Below are 16,173 nucleotides of genomic sequence, written 5' to 3' on the forward strand. Positions count from 1 at the left end.
TTGGTGCGCTTGGCATCAGGGCTGGTCTATCCTGCTCGAATCTGGCTATATAGTGATGCTACTATAAGGCCAGAAGCGTCATGGCGATCTCTGAAGAAACTTTTTATCTTGATCCCGGCCACGAGGGAACTCTGCAAAAGCAGATTCAAACCATGGTGGCCGAAGGTGTCTTGTCAGGGCGATTTCGCCCTGGCGAACGATTGCCGTCGTCTCGCCGTCTAGCCAAGCATCTTGGTGTCAGTCGCATTACAGTCACACTTGCGTATTCGGAATTGCTTGCCGACGACTATCTGGCTTCTAAAGGGCGATCCGGTTACTTCATTTCTGACACAGCGCCGCGGCCTCGTATGCCGACCGAGCCGGCAAGTCGTGATGACGCGGTCGATTGGCCTCGTATGATTGGCACCCGTTGGAGTCAGGGGCCAAAGTTAGAAAAACCTGGCGATTGGCGGCGATTTCGTTACCCGTTCATTTATGGGCAAGCGGACGCGTCTCTTTTCGATCATCGAAACTGGAGACTCTGCGCTTTGCAGGCTTTGGGGCAACGTGACTTTGCCGCGATGACAGGAGACTACTTCGAGCGGGACGACCCGAAGCTGGTCGAATTTATTGCTCGTCACTCATTACCCCGGCGCGGAATACTCGCGACTCCGGATCAGATATTGGTCACGTTGGGGGCTCAGAATGCACTTTGGCTTGCGGCACAGATCTTACTAACTCAGCGGCGCATGGCGGTTGTTGAAGCCCCTTGCTACCCGGGCTTGCGTGACATCCTTCAACAAACACGATGCAATGTTGTGTCGTTGCCTGTCGATGATGAGGGGCTTTTGGTAGATCACGTGCCAACAGAGGCGGACGTTGTCTTTGCGACGCCCAGCCACCATTGCCCCACCTCTGTCACCATGCCGGTTGCCCGCCGCCAAGCGCTTTTAGAACGGGCCAGCCGCGATAATTTTCTGGTCGTTGAAGACGATTACGAATTTGAGATGTCGTTTCTTGAGCCTCCATCGCCCGCGCTGAAGTCGTTGGATCGAGAGGGAAGGGTCATTCACATCGGCTCATTCTCCAAATCCTTGTTTCCGGGTTTGCGGCTCGGATATCTTGTGGGTTCTGCTCCCTTCATTCGAGAGGCGCGCGCCTTGCGGGCGACAATACTTCGCCATCCGCCGGGACATGTTCAAAGGACGGCTGCCTATTTTCTGTCGTTTGGGCATTATGATGCGTTGATCCGGCGCACGGCCAAAGCCTTTAAAGACCGGCGTGCGGTTATGGAGATGGCAATCCGTGAAAACGAGCTTGAAATCGCGGGCGGCGGCGAGGGCGGATCAAGTTTCTGGATGCGAGCACCGGAAGAAGTCGATTCCCGCGAACTGGCCCACACGCTGGCAGAACAAGGCGTGTTAATCGAAAGTGGAACATCATTCTTTCCTGGCGAAAATCCCCCGCGCAACTTTTATAGATTGGCGTATTCGTCAATTCCATCGGAGAGAATACCCGAGGGAATCGCTCTTGTCGCAAAGGCAATTCGTGGCGAGTGATGTAATGTAGTCGTGTATTGATCTGGATTTCAAGCTGACTTCACCAAACGACCCAGGATTTGCCTACTGGTTATAAAGTGGAAATCCAACTGGACCTAGTGAACCGCGCGGCGGGAACCTAGATAGACCCGGAACCCAACGGAGGGATGTACCCATGAAAATGACCACTGAGGAAGCCTTTGTAAAAGTGCTTCAGCGCCACGGAATTAAAGATGCGTTCGGCATCATCGGTTCTGCAATGATGCCAATTTCGGATTTGTTCCCAACGGCAGGAATTAACTTCTGGGATTGTGCGCACGAAGGCTCGGCTGGCTTCATGGCAGACGGCTACACCCGTGTCAGCGGCGAGATGTCGATGATGATCGCGCAGAATGGTCCTGGTATCACCAATTTTGTGACACCGGTTAAGACCGCGTATTGGAACCACACGCCATTGCTTTTGGTCACACCGCAGGCTGCGAACAAGACCATGGGTCAGGGCGGCTTCCAGGAAGTCGAGCAGATGAAATTGTTCGAGGACATGGTGGCCTATCAGGAAGAAGTTCGTGACCCGAGCCGTATTCCCGAAGTTCTGAACCGCGTTATTCTTCAGGCCAAACGCGCAAGTGCGCCTGCGCAAATTAACATCCCGCGTGATTACTGGACGCAGGTTATCGACGTCGATCTGCCGGCAATTGTTGAATTTGAACGTCCATCGGGTGGTGATGATGCCATTGCTGCTGCCGCCGACCTACTGTCGAGCGCCAAATTCCCCGTCATCCTGAATGGCGCTGGCGTTGTCCTTGCTGGTGCGATTCCGTCTTCTGCCGCCTTGGCAGAGCGTTTGGATGCACCGGTTTGTGTTGGCTATCAGCACAACGACGCATTCCCGGGTTCACATCCGCTGTTTGCCGGACCTTTGGGCTATAACGGTTCGAAGGCTGGTATGGAGCTGATTTCCAAAGCAGATGTCATTCTTGCACTGGGCACGCGCCTAAACCCGTTCTCGACTTTGCCTGGCTATGGCATCGATTACTGGCCGCGCGACGCCAAGATCATTCAAGTCGACCTTAACCCTGACCGTATTGGTCTAACAAAAACTGTATCCGTGGGCATTGTTGGTGACGCGAAAAAAGTTGCGGACGGCATATTGTCGAAACTGTCTGACGATGCGGGTGACGAGGGTCGGACTGAGCGCAAAGAGCTCATATCAAAGTCGAAGACTTCCTGGGCGCAGCAATTGTCGTCGATGGATCACGAAGACGATGATCCGGGCACGAGCTGGAATCAACGTGCGCGTGACGCAAAGCCGGATTGGATGAGCCCGCGGATGGCATGGCGCGCTATTCAGGCAGGTCTGCCGAAAGATGCGATTATCTCATCGGATATCGGCAACAACTGTGCCATCGGTAACGCTTATCCGACGTTTGAAGAGGGGCGGAAGTATCTTGCTCCGGGCCTGTTTGGGCCCTGTGGATACGGGCTTCCGTCGATTGTTGGCGCAAAGATTGGGCAGCCCAATGTGCCGGTTGTCGGGTTCTCGGGCGATGGTGCCTTCGGGATTGCGGTGAACGAGCTGACAGCGATTGGTCGGGGAGAATGGCCGCCAATCACGCAGATCGTTTTCCGTAACTATCAGTGGGGTGCCGAGAAGCGGAATACGACGCTTTGGTATCAGGACAACTTTGTTGGCACCGAGCTGGACGAGGGCGTGTCTTATGCTGGGATTGCAACGGCTTGTGGTTTGCAGGGTGTTGTCGCCCGGACCATGGAAGAACTGACCGAAGCGCTGCGTAAGGCGATTGACGATCAGATGAACCACGGCAAGACGACACTGATTGAAGCTATGATCAATCAGGAACTGGGCGAGCCATTCCGTCGGGATGCAATGAAAGCCCCAGTGGCCGTTGCTGGCGTTGATGGTGCTGACATGCGCGGCTGATTTGTCTAGCAAGATTTTAAAGGTCAGCGTGCTTTTCGCTGGCCTTTTTCTTTTGGGCGAACAACACTTTGCAGATGATTGAAGATATTCTGAATAAAGCACGGGGTGCCAATGCGCATGTCGTTTTGTCCGAAGGCGAAGACCCACGCGTAGTCGAGGCTGGCCTGCGGGCCAGAGCCGAAGGAATTGCCCGGATCACCTTGGTTGGGCGGCCAGACATCATCGGCGATCTGGGTGGTGTCGATGGAATTTACGTCGCTGATCCAATGACTTCCGACAAGACCGATGGATATGCCGAAGCCTATTTCCAGCTTCGACAACACAAAGGCATGTCGGAAGATGCCGCGTTAGCGAACGTGCAGAATCCTCTGGGATTTGCGGCCATGATGGTTCGGCAGGGTGATGCCGACGGAACGCTTGGTGGTGCAGTTGCGACGACGGCGGACGTCGTGCGTACGGCGTTGCAAATCATCGGTCGGGCCAAGGGCGTGGACGTGGTTTCGAGCTATTTCCTGATGCTGCTGAAATCGCCGTTTGATCGCCCAGTTGTGTTTTCTGACTGCGGATTGATTTTGCAACCAACGGCAGAGGAATTGGCAAGCATTGCGATCGCGTCGTCGGAATCTTTGACGGCATTGACCGGACTGGAGCCAAAGGTCGCGATGTTGTCTTTTTCGACAAAGGGCTCGGTTCCAGTGCGTGCCCATGAGTCGTTGGAGCGCATTCAGGATGCCATGGATATCTTGGCTGAGCGGGCCCCGGACCTGGTTGTTGACGGCGAACTACAGTTCGACGCTGCGCTCGTTCCGGATGTTGCCAGCAAGAAGGCACCGGAGTCTTCAATTGCAGGGGCGGCAAATGTATTGGTGTTCCCAAGCCTTAGCGCCGGAAATATCGGATACAAGATTGCACAGAGATTGGGAGGTGCGGTCGCGCTTGGCCCTATACTGCAAGGATTGAAGCGTCCCGCGAACGATTTGTCGCGCGGAGCAACTGCTGACGACATTTATCAAATGATTGCGATAACATCGGCCCAAACTGCCAATTCTGCGACTTGATCGCTGAAGAAAAACGTGATCGGGATTGTTCGGAAATTTAACCGGAGAGTTGCCAATGCGGGCCCAACCCAAAGCCAGCCATTTCGTTGATGGAAAATACGTTGAAGATGACGGTGGAGCCGAGATTGAATGCATCTATGCGGCGACGGGCGAAGTCGTCGCAAAGCTGCACGAAGGCACGGATGCCGTCGTTGAGCAGGCACTTGCTGCTGCACGGCGGGCCCAGCCTGAGTGGGCGGCTCTGAGCGGTACAGAGCGTGGACGTATTCTGCGCCGCGCTGCCGATATGATGCGCGACGAAAACCAAAGTCTGTCTGAGCTTGAAACGCTGGATACAGGAAAGCCATTGCAGGAAACCCTAGTGGCGGATGCCACCAGCGGTGCCGATGCATTGGAGTATTTTGGCGGTCTTGCAGGCACAATTACCGGCGAGCAAATTCCACTGCCAGGTGGTGATTGGGCCTATACAATTCGCGAGGCATTGGGTGTTTGTGTCGGCATTGGAGCATGGAATTATCCTACCCAGATTGCTTGTTGGAAAGCTGCGCCGGCTTTGACATGCGGCAATACAATGGTGTTCAAACCCTCTGAAACTACACCGCTTTCTGCGCTGCGCGTCGCCGAGATACTGTCTGAGTCCGGGCTTCCGGATGGGGTATTTAACGTGGTTCAGGGGCGCGGAGCCGTTGGTGCCAAACTAATCACAGATGAGCGTGTCGACAAAGTTTCGCTAACGGGTTCAGTGCCCACCGGCAAAAAAGTCTATGCGACGGCGGCCCAAGGAATGCGCCATGTTACTATGGAGCTGGGTGGTAAATCTCCGATGGTTGTTTTTGACGATGCCGACCTTGATGCGGCTGTGTCGGGAGCTATTTTGGGTAACTTCTATTCGTCTGGGCAGGTTTGCTCGAACGGAACGCGGGTTTTTGTTGAACGCTCGGTAAGAGAAGATTTTGTTGCGCGTTTGGTGGATCGGCTTTCCAAGGGTGTTGTGATGGGCGACCCAATGGATGAGGCCGTGAATTTCGGGCCTCTTGTGAGCGAAGCTCAGATGCAGATTGTCCTTGGATACATTGAAAAGGGCGTCGCAGAGGGGGCGGTTCTGGCCCACGGCGGTCGACGATCAAACCGGACCGGATGGTTCGTGGAACCTACTGTTTTCACTGGTGTAACGGACGATATGACAATCGCACGGGAAGAGATTTTCGGCCCGGTAATGTCCGTTTTGGACTTTGACACGGAAGAAGAGGTTCTTGCGCGTGCCAATGCCACAGAGTTCGGTTTGGCGGCCGGTGTCTTCACCGCGGATCTGACGCGGGCGCATCGGGTAGTTAAGGGCTTTGAGGCCGGGACTTGTTATATCAACCACTACAACGCGGCACCGGTTGAGATGCCGTTTGGAGGCACAAAGTTCTCGGGAGTCGGGCGGGAAAACTCGAAATCGGCGATCGAGCATTATACCGAGCGTAAGACAGTCTATGTCGGTATGGGCGAAGTAGAGGCTCCGTTTTAGAGTTTAAAATTTTCGCTCTAAGCCGCTGGTCTTCTGACAAATAGCGGCGACACCTGGGAGGAGGTAGGTGCCGCCGCTATTTGTCAGAAGACCACAAGGGAGGAGGAGTGGCCGTCCGATTTCGTTCCGCTTAGCCTTCGTAGGCAGCGCGGTATGCGATTGAGCGAATCTGGTGACGCGAAAGGTTCAGGTCCAGAAGTTCGCGATCCGACAGAGCTTCCAGTTCGTCGAGCGTCTGACGGTATGTCCGGTATTGCTGCATGGCCAAAGAGATGTTGGCAAAAAATCCACCACGTTTGGTGTTGCGGGCAAAAATATCTAATGCACTCATGTGCTTGGTCCTTGGATGGTCGAGACGGCGTCGTGTCGTCCCGCTGTTGTTCGTTGAGTTAAAGATAGGCTTATGCTGCGATTGCACAATAGATTCTTTGGCAATGCTGCTATGCAGCAAATGCATAAGTTTGCGGTAACATTTTGAGCAAAGCGCTTAGAGCTTCAGCAAAAGGTTAATGCGGGGTTGTCTGGCGGGGGCTTCAGGGTAAGTAGAGCAACAGAACGTTAAAAAGAGACAAAGACATGGCCCTGACGCGCGAGCAGATACTTGACACATTGAAATTGATCTCACTGCCTGACGGCGGTGATTTGGTGTCGCGCGACATGGTGCGCGCGCTTAACGTTGAAGGCGGTGCGGTGCGCTTTGTGATCGAAGCGCCAAGCCCCGAGATTGCTCAGATGATGGAGCCGATCCGGGCTGCGGCAGAGGCGTCTGTGCGGCGGTTGGATGGTGTTTCAGAGGTTTCAGTCGTGTTGACCGCCCATGGAGGCGCCGCTGCGCCACCGAAAGCGCCACCATCGCTGAAAGTGGGCGGACATCCGACACCGCAGCAGGGCGGACCGACCAAAGTATCAGGTGTTGATCGCATCATTGCGGTGGGGTCCGGCAAGGGCGGCGTAGGGAAGTCGACCGTTGCGTCTAACCTGGCCGTTGCGCTTGCGGCTGAGGGTCGGCGAGTTGGTTTGCTGGACGCAGATATCTACGGGCCGTCGCAGCCACGTATGATGGGGATACAGAAGCGCCCGTCGTCACCGGACGGTAAAACGATTATTCCATTGCAGTCCCATGGTGTTACGCTGATGTCGATTGGGTTCATGATGGAGCCCGACAAAGCAGTTGTCTGGCGGGGCCCGATGCTGATGGGCGCGCTTCAGCAGATGTTGGGGCAGGTGCAATGGGGCGAGTTGGATGTGTTGATCATCGACTTGCCGCCGGGGACGGGCGACGTACAGCTTACATTGTGTCAGCGCACGGAAGTGACGGGCGCATTGATCGTGTCGACGCCGCAGGACGTCGCACTTTTGGATGCGCGTAAGGCGATTGATATGTTCAATACGCTGAATACGCCGGTGCTGGGGCTGATCGAGAACATGTCGACCTATGTTTGCCCGAACTGTGGGCATGAAGAACATCTGTTCGGCCACGGCGGCGTGCGGGCCGAGGCCGAAAAGCTGAATGTGCCGTTTTTGGGCGAGATACCCCTTTCCCTTGATGTGCGGGTTGCGGGCGATGCCGGGCGACCTGTTGTGATGGATGGAGGGCCGGTGGCCGAAGCCTACACACACCTTGCCAAACGGTTAATCGGCGGCGGAATGGGTTAACGCCGAGGGCCTATCCGGGTTTTCGGTATTACGTCGGTATCGCATCGGTATTACGTCGGTGCCTGCGAACGTTGTTTACCGCGCGCTGCGTTAGGGTGCTGCTAAGCGGTGCGGGCGCTGCCCGCATTCCATCCTTTGTGGAGCTTCGCCCCGTTCGGACCTTTTTGAAGGTCCTCTCACCCCAGAGTATTTCCACCAGAAAGAAAGCAGGGGCCCTTCGCTGGGGTGCATCTGGATTCGCATGGGACAATATGGGTTTTTCCTGCCACAGGTGGGGAATTCTGTGGGATTCGGCTCGATTCGTGGGATTTCACGCGCTATCCGGCAAATAGCCGGGAAGATATGGGAAATAATCGCACCTGACATCCATATACTACATATAGTATTTTTTAGCCGAAAAATCTAAATATTGATGCTATATGTCGTGCTGATGACGTTTCTGTCCTGTTTGTTCATGGGCGAAATCTCGCATATTCCCTCAGATTTCTATTGCTTCCCACGATTTCCCATGTAAATTCATCCTTACCGAATGAGACGGGACGTTGATAAGGGGCGCCAAAAGACCCCGAACCAAAATAAAATAGCAGGTTTCATACAGGCACCCGCTTTCATTCGATTACGAGATCCGGCGCGCGGGCGAGCAGACATCCCCCCAGGTGGCGCGCGCAGCTGGACTAAACCCGGAAACGGGACGAGGGCGGCGGATCGGACTCTGGCAGCAGTCCGACCGTCGTTTTCTTTTTTGGGGGGTGAGTTAACAGAAGGACCGACGGGACAGTGGTTCGGAGATTCAGAGGCGAAGGCCACCATAAGGTGGACACGAAGGGCAGGGTTTCGATCCCAGCCCATTTTCGCCGTGTACTCGAAGCCGGAGACCCATCCTGGAGCGAGGGCAAAGCGCCCGAGTTGGTCATTGTTTATGGCGATCATCGTCGCAAGTATCTTGAGTGTTATACAATTGACGCCGCCAACGAGGTGGATGCGAAGATCGATCGGATGCCGCGTGGTTCGATTGAGCGACGGATGCTGGAGAAGCTGTTTAACGGTCAATCCCTTCTGACGACAGTGGATGAGACCGGGCGGATCGTTTTGCCCGCAAAGCTGCGTCAGAAAACCGAATTGGGCGGCGAGGCGTATTTCATTGCCTCGGGCGATACGTTCCAGGTTTGGAAGCCTGAGACCTATGAAGCCATTGAAGAAGCCAGGGTTGAGGCCTGGCTGGATGAGAAGCCGGACGACTTTGACGTTCTGACGCTTCTGGATCGGGGCGGGGAGGGGAACTGACCCATGGCCGCTGCTGCCCGCGCGATGAGTGATGACCCCCATATTCCAGTTTTGCTCGAGTCGATTTTGGAAACCTGTGGTCCTGTGACGGGTCACTGGCTGGACGGGACGTTTGGCGCAGGTGGTTATGCGCGTGGGCTTTTGGCGGCGGGAGCGGATCGGGTTTATGGAATCGATCGTGATCCGATGGTTTTCGAGATGGCGGCTGATTGGGCCGGTGACTATGCCGGGCGGTTGGACCTGGTTGAGGGCACGTTTTCTGAGCTGGACGAATATATAGATGAACCGCTGGACGGGGTGGTTCTGGACCTGGGTGTGTCTTCAATGCAGTTGGATCAGGCCGAGCGTGGGTTTTCCTTCATGTCGGACGGGCCGCTGGATATGCGGATGAGCCAGTCGGGCGTTTCTGCTGCTGATTTGGTGGCAGATGCCGATGAAACGATGCTGGCGGATATTCTGTACCACTATGGCGAGGAACGAGCGTCGCGCCGGATTGCGCGGGCGATTGTTGGTGCGCGCGCTGAGGCCCCGATTGAGACGACAGCGGCGCTGGTTGCGATTGTTGAGCGGTGTTTGCCAAGGCCGAAGCCCGGGCAAAGTCATCCGGCGACGCGGACGTTTCAGGCGCTGCGTATCGCGGTGAATGACGAGTTCGGGCAGTTGGTGGCGGGCTTGGAAGCAGCGGAACGGGCGTTGAAGCCCGGCGGTTGGTTGGCGGTGGTGAGTTTTCATTCGCTGGAGGACCGGGTTGTGAAGCGGTTCTTTCAGGCGCGGTCAGGCAAGGCGGGCGGTGGCAATCGCTATCAGCCTGAAGTGGTTGCGGAGGAGTCGCGGTTTCAGGCGCGCAACAAGGCGATCCCGCCGAATGCGGATGAAATTGCGCGAAACCCGCGGGCACGCTCGGCGAATTTGCGGGTTGGACGGCGCACGGAAGTCGCTGCGGGGCCAGTGGATCGTTCGAAGTTAGGTATGCCGAAATTGTCTATGGGGGGCAAATAGATGCGCTCGGTCTTTTATGTGATGACGGCTTTGATGGTCATGGGATTGGCGGTTTGGGCGTATCGTCAGAACTATGAAACACAAGCCAGCTTGCGCGAAGTGAAGACTTTGCAGTCGGAGATTGCGGATTTGCGCGAGCGGGCTGGGGTTTTGCGGGCCGAGTGGGCCTATCTGAACCGGCCTGAGCGGTTGGCGGATTTGGCGGATATGAATTTTGACCGGCTGGGGCTGTTGCCGCTTCGCCCGGACCACTTTGGATATATCGATCAGATCACTTACCCAATTGAGCCGCTGGCACCGATCACGGTGCCGATTGATGTGATGAGCAGGTTGGGAGAGGGGCAATGACGCGCACTCCTCTACGACCATTGGCACGGATATTGGCTGCGCGGCGCGAGGGTGAGAACCCGGATTCGATTGAGCGACAGAACCTGAAGGAGCGCCACGAGGCGGACCGGGATGGTGCGCGCGAGCGGGCCGAAGGGCGGTTGCTGATCATTGGGGTGTTCTTCCTTTGTGCGTTTATGATGGTCGGGCTGAAGATGTCGGTGTTGGCGGGGTCGGACCCGGCTGAGCCGCGTGCGGCGGCGACGGGCGCCCAGATTGTGGCGGGGCGTGCGGACATCACGGATCGGAATGGGCGTATTCTGGCCACGAACTTGTCGACCCATGCGCTATATGCGCAACCGCCGATCATGATTGATGCTGAACGGTCGGCGCGTGAACTGGCGAAGATTTTTCCTGACCTCGATGGTGAGAAACTGCGCAAGCAATTTACCGGAGCGCGAAAGTTTGTCTGGATCAAGCGGCGGATTTCACCTGAACAACAGCAGGCGGTTTTCGATATCGGTGACCCCGGTTTGCAGTTTGGACCGCGCGAGATGCGGCTTTACCCGAATGGGCGTGTTGCGGCGCATATTCTGGGTGGTGCTGGTTTCGGGCGCGAGGGCGTGAGTTCTGCCGAGATTATCGGTGTCGCCGGGATTGAGAAAGCGCTGGATGATACTTTGCGCGATCCGGGACGTGGTGATGTTGCGGTGTCCTTATCGCTGGATCTGACGGTTCAGGCGGCAGTTGAACGGGTGCTGGAAGGCGGCATGAAGCTGATGAACGCCAAGGGTGCGGCGGCAGTTCTGATGAATGTGCATACGGGCGAGATCGTCTCGATGGCAAGTCTGCCGGACTTTGATCCGAATGACAGACCACGACCTTTGACTGAAGGCGATCCGGGGGATTCTCCGCTGTTTAATCGTGCCGTGCAGGGTGTTTACGAATTAGGGTCGACGTTCAAGATCTTTGCTGTGGCGCAGGGGATTGATGAGAAGATCGTCAGCCGGTCGACCATGGTGGATATCAAGGGGCCGCTTCGCTGGGGCAAGCACAAGATCCGGGATTTCCGCAATTACGGAAAGGCGTTGTCGGTTGAAGATGTCATAGTGAAGTCGTCGAATATCGGCACGGCACGGATTGCCCAGAAGATCGGGATCGAACGCCAGCACGACTTTCTAGGCGACCTTGGGTTGCTGAAGGCAACACCGGTGGAATTGGTGGAAGCGCGCGGCGCGAAGCCGTTGTTGCCTAAGAACTGGTCGGAGATTTCGACCATGACGATTTCCTACGGCCACGGGATTTCCGCAAGCCCGCTGCATCTGGCGACGGCCTATGCCTCGTTGCTGAACGGCGGCATTCAGGTGCAACCGACTCTATTAAAGCAAGACGTTGCAGTGGTTGGACCGCGCGTTGTCAGCGCCGATACTTCACGGCAGGCGCGTGAGATGTTGCGGCAGGTTGTGACCCGTGGGACGGCCAGTTTTGGAGAAGTTCCGGGGTATCGTGTGGGAGGCAAGACTGGCACGGCTGATAAGCCGAAGGCACGCGGAGGCGGATACTACGAGGACAAGGTGATTGCGACGTTTGCCAGCGTGTTTCCCGTGGACGATCCGCAGTATGTTTTGGTGGTGTCGTTGGATGAGCCGGTTGAGACCAGCGGCAAGGAACCACGCAGGACTGCGGGCTGGACTGCGGTGCCTGTGGCGGCTGAGGTCATTCGCCGCGTTGCGCCATTGTTGGGGCTGGCACCGGAGGTTGGCGCTTTGCCACGGACAGGTGTAACACTGGCGAGAAACTAACCACGCGAGGCGACTATAGCGATGCAGACCCGGGCCAGGACAAAAACGCTTGCCGAGCTTGGGCTGACTGCGCGCAATGCTAATGGTGTGCGGATAACCGGTCTGGCAGTGGATAGTCGCGACGTCAAAGAGGGCAATTTGTTTGCCGCTTTGCCTGGTACCACGGTGCATGGGGCTGAATTTATTCATTATGCCATACGGATGCGCGCGGGTGCGGTTCTGACAGATCGCGAGGGGGTATCGCTGGCCTCGGATATCTTGCGCGACAGTGGTGTTCCATTGGTTGTGGCCGAAGACCCGCGCGAGGCGCTGGCGTTTACTGCATCGCTTTGGTTCGAGGCACAGCCCGAGGTCATCGTGGCCGCAACCGGCACCAATGGTAAAACCAGTGTGGCGACATTTGCCCGTCAGATCTGGGCCGAGATGGGGGCCGAGGCAGTCAATCTGGGCACGACAGGGGTTGAAGGGGCTTTCACCGCGCCGTTGCAGCATACGACACCGGAACCGATTACCCTGCACAAGATGCTGGCGCGGATCGCGGATGCGGGGATAACCCATGCTGCGATGGAGGCTTCATCTCACGGATTGGCGCAAAAGCGGTTGGACGGTGTGCGGCTGTCGGCGGCAGCGTTCACCAACCTGAGCCAGGACCATCTGGATTATCACGATACGTTTGAAGAGTATTTTGAGGCCAAGGCGGGTCTGTTTGACCGCGTGTTGCCGGACGATGGTACGGCGGTGATCAATATAGATGACGCTTGGGGTCCGCGCATGGCGGATGTGGTTGATGCACGGGGGCAGGATTTGCTGACCGTCGGGCGCAGCGAAGGCGCGGCCATTCAGATATTGGGCCAGCGGTTTGATGCGACAGGGCAGGAATGCCGGTTTGAATGGGGCGGCAAGGTTCGGCAAGTGCGTTTGGGATTGATCGGTGGGTTTCAGGCCGAGAATGCGCTGATGGCGGCTGGGCTTTGTATTGCGACGGGCGCTGATCCCGACGAGACTTTTGACAGTTTGCACGCTTTGGAGACGGTGCGCGGGCGAATGCAGTTTGCGGCGCGGCGCGATAATGGGGCGACGGTGTTTGTTGATTATGCGCATACGCCTGAAGCTTTGGCGACGGCGCTTCGTGCGATCCGGCCACATGTGTTAGGTCGGCTGATCGTGGTTTTCGGTGCCGGAGGTGATCGTGATACCGGGAAGCGACCTTTGATGGGCGAGGCGGCGGCGCGAAATGCGGATGTTGTGATCGTGACGGATGACAATCCGCGCAGTGAGGAGCCAAGTGTAATTCGGGCGGCTGTGAAGGCGGGAACCGAGGGGTGTCCGGCAGAAGTGACCGAAGTTGGTGATCGGGCCGAGGCGATATTGCGCGGTGTCGATGCCTTGGGTGCAGGCGATACGTTGTTGATTGCGGGCAAGGGCCACGAGACGGGTCAGGTCGTTGGCGATGATGTGTTGCCTTTTGATGATGTAGAACAGGCCAGCATCGCTGTGGCGGCGTTGGACGGTAAGGGGCTTTGAGTGTGCTTTGGACATCTGGCGACGCTACGGTGGCGACAGGCGGTGTCTTGCAGGGTGGTGCCTGGGAAGCCACGGGCGTTTCGATTGATACACGCACGATTGAGCCGGGGGATTTGTTCGTGGCGCTGACAGATGTGCGCGACGGGCATGATTTCGTGGCGGATGCGTTGGCGAAGGGTGCGGTGGCGGCGTTGGTGTCGCGGGTGCCGGATGGCGTTGGGCCTGATGCGGCGTTGTTGGTGGTTGATGATGTGTTGGCGGGCTTGGAGCGGCTGGGAGTCGCGGCACGAGCGCGGACCGGTGCGAAGGTGATTGCCGTGACGGGGTCGGCAGGGAAAACCTCGACCAAGGAGATGTTGCGGCAGGTGTTGGCTGGGCAGGGACAGACCCATGCGGCTGAGGCGAGTTACAACAATCATTGGGGCGTGCCTTTGACATTGGCGCGGATGCCGGTGGAGACGGATTTTGCGGTGATTGAGATCGGGATGAACCATCCGGGCGAGATTGCTCCTTTGGCAAAGATGACACGCCCGCATGTGGCGATAGTGACAACAGTGGCGGCAGCGCATCTGGAGGCGTTTGACGGGATTGAAGGGATCGCGCATGAGAAAGCGGCGATCTTTGAAGGACTGGAACCGGGCGGCGCAGCGGTGTTTAATGCTGACGTTGAGACTGCCGGAATTTTGCGTGCGAAAGCAGAGGCTTGCGTAGAGACGGCAATCGGATTTGGCGCGTTGCCGGGGGCGCTTTTGCAGGCGGATGATATTCGATTGTCCGAACATGCCAGCGTTGTGCAGGGACAATTTCGAGGCGAGCCGTTTCTATTTAAAGTCGGAGCACCGGGACGGCATTTCGCAATGAACGCCTTGGCGGTATATGGTGCTGCCTGTCTGGCAGGCGCTGACCCGGCGGTGCTGGCCTGCGATATCGGGCAATGGAGCGCACCGGTTGGGCGCGGACAGCGCGAGCGCATTGCATTGGATCCTGTGCTGGATCACTCCATCGAGCTTATCGACGATGCCTTCAATGCCAATCCGGCCTCAATGGCGGCGGCGTTCTGGGTGTTGTCAGTGATCCCGGTGGAAGACGGCGTGGGGCGCATCGGCAAAGGACGGCGGATCGCAATCCTGGGTGACATGTTAGAGCTTGGAGACAGCGAAGAGGCCTTGCACGCAGGTCTGGCCGAGCATCCGGCGATGGCATCGATTGATCGGGTCCATTGTGTAGGCCCGAGAATGCGCGCCCTTTATGAGGCAATTGGTGAAGAAAAGCGCGGAAGGTGGGTGGACTCCGCTGAGGCTTTGGCTTCTCAGACGCACCAATTGGTGGATGCAGGCGACGTGGTGCTGGTTAAGGGCTCGAAGGGGAGCCGAGTCAGTCTGGTGGTTGATGCACTGAAGAAACTTGGGCAACAGCCCGCGCGCGTAATGGCGAAGGGACAGGCATAGATGCTATATTGGTTAACCCTATTTTCCGACGGCGGGGACGCCTTCAACCTGTTCAGATATATCACTTTTCGGGCCGGTGGCGCATTCTTTACCGCTTTAATTTTCGGGTTCATTTTTGGCCGCCCACTGATCAATGCCTTGCGACGCAAACAAGGTAAGGGACAGCCCATTCGGGAAGATGGTCCTGAGGGTCATTTTTCCAAGGCGGGAACGCCGACGATGGGCGGGTTGCTGATTGTGGGTGCGGTTCTGACGGCAACCCTGATGTGGGCGCGGCTGGACAATCCTTTTGTGTGGATGGTTCTGGCCGTCACCATGGGCTTTGCCGCCATCGGATTTGCGGATGACTATGCCAAAGTTTCCAAGCAGTCGTCGGGCGGTGTGTCCGGACGGGTGCGTTTGGGTCTTGGTTTCATTATTGCGGGTGTCGCGGCCTATTGGGCGTCGATGTATCATCAGGGGGATTTGCAGTATTCAGTGGCCTTTCCCGTGTTGAAAGATTTGCTGCTATATATGGGCGTTTTGTTCATTCCATTTGCGATGATTGTGATCGTTGGGGCGGCGAATGCGGTGAACCTGACGGACGGGTTGGACGGGTTGGCGATTATGCCGGTGATGATTGCGGCGGGAACACTGGGCGTCATTGCCTATGCGGTTGGGCGGACAGATTTTACCCAATATCTGGACGTGCACTACGTTGAAGGCACAGGCGAACTGCTGATATTTACTGCCGGGTTGATCGGCGGGGGTCTTGGATTTCTATGGTACAACGCACCCCCGGCGGCAGTATTCATGGGCGACACGGGTTCGCTGGCCCTTGGCGGGGCATTGGGCGCGATTGCAGTGGCCACAAAGCACGAGATTGTTCTGGGAATTGTTGGCGGTTTGTTCGTTGTTGAGGCGTTGAGTGTGATCATTCAGGTTGCCTATTTCAAAATGACCGGAAAGCGTGTGTTTCTGATGGCACCAATTCACCATCACTTTGAAAAGCAGGGCTGGGCCGAGCCGCAGATTGTGATCCGGTTTTGGATCATCTCGTTGATCCTGGCATTGATTGGGCTGGCGACGCTGAAAGTTCGGTAAAGGGCTGCGATCTGGCGATC

Annotated in this window: 13 protein-coding genes; 12 read left to right on the forward strand and 1 reads right to left on the reverse strand. The window is 56.7% G+C overall.

All coding sequences use genetic code 11. From position 1 onward, the window contains the following. Positions 1-80 precede the first annotated feature (80 nt). From GKR98_02815 to betB, 4 genes are all read left to right on the forward strand, one after another. The gene (locus GKR98_02815) at positions 81-1,538 is read left to right on the forward strand and encodes an aminotransferase class I/II-fold pyridoxal phosphate-dependent enzyme (GenBank protein ID QMU57229.1); all 1,458 of its coding nucleotides are present in this window, start codon (positions 81-83) and stop codon (positions 1,536-1,538) included. 154 nt (positions 1,539-1,692) lie between these two features. After that, positions 1,693-3,459 (forward strand): sulfoacetaldehyde acetyltransferase, encoded by a 1,767-nt coding sequence (xsc, locus tag GKR98_02820; protein QMU57230.1) that lies wholly within the window; start codon positions 1,693-1,695, stop codon positions 3,457-3,459. Positions 3,460-3,527: 68 nt separating this feature from the next. Further along, positions 3,528-4,517: a phosphate acetyltransferase gene (gene pta, locus GKR98_02825; GenBank protein QMU57231.1), complete on the forward strand. Its 990-nt coding sequence runs from the start codon at positions 3,528-3,530 to the stop codon at positions 4,515-4,517. 55 nt (positions 4,518-4,572) lie between these two features. Beyond that, the gene (gene betB / locus GKR98_02830; protein ID QMU57232.1) at positions 4,573-6,030 is read left to right on the forward strand and encodes a betaine-aldehyde dehydrogenase; all 1,458 of its coding nucleotides are present in this window, start codon (positions 4,573-4,575) and stop codon (positions 6,028-6,030) included. 130 nt (positions 6,031-6,160) lie between these two features. Here betB and GKR98_02835 read toward each other — a convergent pair whose 3' ends face one another. Beyond that, the gene (locus tag GKR98_02835) at positions 6,161-6,361 is read right to left on the reverse strand and encodes a DUF1127 domain-containing protein (GenBank protein QMU57233.1); all 201 of its coding nucleotides are present in this window, start codon (positions 6,359-6,361) and stop codon (positions 6,161-6,163) included. A 245-nt stretch (positions 6,362-6,606) separates the two neighbouring features. Between GKR98_02835 and GKR98_02840 the strand changes: the two genes are divergently transcribed. The 8 genes from GKR98_02840 to GKR98_02875 all read left to right on the forward strand — a co-directional run bounded on the left by GKR98_02840 (position 6,607) and on the right by GKR98_02875 (position 16,153). Then, positions 6,607-7,686: a P-loop NTPase gene (locus GKR98_02840; protein ID QMU57234.1), complete on the forward strand. Its 1,080-nt coding sequence runs from the start codon at positions 6,607-6,609 to the stop codon at positions 7,684-7,686. A 777-nt stretch (positions 7,687-8,463) separates the two neighbouring features. Continuing rightward, positions 8,464-8,970 (forward strand): division/cell wall cluster transcriptional repressor MraZ, encoded by a 507-nt coding sequence (mraZ, locus tag GKR98_02845; GenBank protein QMU57235.1) that lies wholly within the window; start codon positions 8,464-8,466, stop codon positions 8,968-8,970. Between the two features lie 3 nt (positions 8,971-8,973). Then, the gene (gene rsmH / locus GKR98_02850) at positions 8,974-9,969 is read left to right on the forward strand and encodes a 16S rRNA (cytosine(1402)-N(4))-methyltransferase RsmH (protein QMU57236.1); all 996 of its coding nucleotides are present in this window, start codon (positions 8,974-8,976) and stop codon (positions 9,967-9,969) included. Further along, on the forward strand, positions 9,970-10,317 hold the full coding sequence (locus GKR98_02855) for a cell division protein FtsL (protein QMU57237.1): 348 nt from the start codon (positions 9,970-9,972) through the stop codon (positions 10,315-10,317). It begins immediately after the preceding gene. Beyond that, on the forward strand, positions 10,314-12,098 hold the full coding sequence (locus tag GKR98_02860) for a penicillin-binding protein 2 (GenBank protein QMU57238.1): 1,785 nt from the start codon (positions 10,314-10,316) through the stop codon (positions 12,096-12,098). The genes GKR98_02855 and GKR98_02860 overlap by 4 nt, the downstream gene beginning before the upstream one ends. A gap of 21 nt (positions 12,099-12,119) precedes the next feature. Beyond that, positions 12,120-13,622 carry a UDP-N-acetylmuramoyl-L-alanyl-D-glutamate--2,6-diaminopimelate ligase gene (locus GKR98_02865; protein ID QMU57239.1) on the forward strand — a complete coding sequence of 501 codons (1,503 nt, stop codon included), beginning with the start codon at positions 12,120-12,122 and terminating at the stop codon, positions 13,620-13,622. Next, the gene (gene murF / locus GKR98_02870; protein ID QMU57240.1) at positions 13,619-15,070 is read left to right on the forward strand and encodes a UDP-N-acetylmuramoyl-tripeptide--D-alanyl-D-alanine ligase; all 1,452 of its coding nucleotides are present in this window, start codon (positions 13,619-13,621) and stop codon (positions 15,068-15,070) included. Before GKR98_02865 ends, murF begins: the two co-directional genes overlap by 4 nt. Continuing rightward, complete coding sequence (locus GKR98_02875; protein QMU57241.1) at positions 15,071-16,153, forward strand: phospho-N-acetylmuramoyl-pentapeptide-transferase; 1,083 nt, start codon at positions 15,071-15,073, stop codon at positions 16,151-16,153. Positions 16,154-16,173 lie beyond the last annotated feature (20 nt).

This window comes from Boseongicola sp. (genome assembly GCA_014075275.1).
Lineage (GTDB): Bacteria > Pseudomonadota > Alphaproteobacteria > Rhodobacterales > Rhodobacteraceae.

Excerpts from the sequence above, each read along its gene's own strand:
- GKR98_02855 (QMU57237.1), top strand. The coding sequence starts at position 9,970 with ATGCGCTCGGTCTTTTATGTGATGACGGCTTTGATGGTCATGGGATTG.
- rsmH (QMU57236.1), top strand. The coding sequence starts at position 8,974 with ATGGCCGCTGCTGCCCGCGCGATGAGTGATGACCCCCATATTCCAGTT.
- GKR98_02865 (QMU57239.1), top strand. The coding sequence starts at position 12,120 with ATGCAGACCCGGGCCAGGACAAAAACGCTTGCCGAGCTTGGGCTGACT.
- GKR98_02860 (QMU57238.1), top strand. The coding sequence starts at position 10,314 with ATGACGCGCACTCCTCTACGACCATTGGCACGGATATTGGCTGCGCGG.
- xsc (QMU57230.1), top strand. The coding sequence starts at position 1,693 with ATGAAAATGACCACTGAGGAAGCCTTTGTAAAAGTGCTTCAGCGCCAC.
- GKR98_02815 (QMU57229.1), top strand. The coding sequence starts at position 81 with ATGGCGATCTCTGAAGAAACTTTTTATCTTGATCCCGGCCACGAGGGA.
- GKR98_02875 (QMU57241.1), top strand. The coding sequence starts at position 15,071 with ATGCTATATTGGTTAACCCTATTTTCCGACGGCGGGGACGCCTTCAAC.
- betB (QMU57232.1), top strand. The coding sequence starts at position 4,573 with ATGCGGGCCCAACCCAAAGCCAGCCATTTCGTTGATGGAAAATACGTT.
- GKR98_02835 (QMU57233.1), bottom strand. The coding sequence starts at position 6,361 with ATGAGTGCATTAGATATTTTTGCCCGCAACACCAAACGTGGTGGATTT.
- GKR98_02840 (QMU57234.1), top strand. The coding sequence starts at position 6,607 with ATGGCCCTGACGCGCGAGCAGATACTTGACACATTGAAATTGATCTCA.